Consider the following 305-nt stretch of genomic DNA (forward strand, 5'->3'; position numbering starts at 1 on the left):
CTTCTTTGCATATCCCATGACCGCAGGAGAAATGCCCAGGGCCTTGCAACGCTTTGCGATAGGCTGCGTATTCTTTGCCATAATTCAATTTCCTCCTTCGATCAGACACGACGGCGCTTCGGTGGACGGCAGCCGTTGTGGGGGATGGGAGTCACGTCCTTGATCAGGGTGACTTCCAGGCCGGTAGCCTGCAGCTCTCGGATAGCGGTCTCACGGCCAGCGCCGGGGCCCTTGACGTAGACTTCAACAGTCTTCATGCCATGATCGATTGCAACCTTAGCTGCGGTCTCGGCAGCAGACTGGGC

At 57.7% G+C, this 305-nt stretch carries 1 protein-coding gene and 1 pseudogene; both read right to left on the bottom strand.

Annotated elements, in window-relative coordinates:
• Positions 1–81, bottom strand: a pseudogene (locus tag P0G09_RS20950) (30S ribosomal protein S4); the annotation flags it as partial.
• 20 nt (positions 82–101) lie between these two features.
• Positions 102–305: 30S ribosomal protein S11 (gene rpsK / locus P0G09_RS18185; RefSeq protein ID WP_275253368.1), on the bottom strand; the 204-nt coding region annotated here is incomplete at its 5' end.

This window comes from Faecalibacterium sp. DFI.5.82 (assembly GCF_029076575.1).
In the GTDB taxonomy this organism is placed as follows: Bacteria; Bacillota; Clostridia; order Oscillospirales; family Ruminococcaceae; genus Faecalibacterium; species Faecalibacterium duncaniae.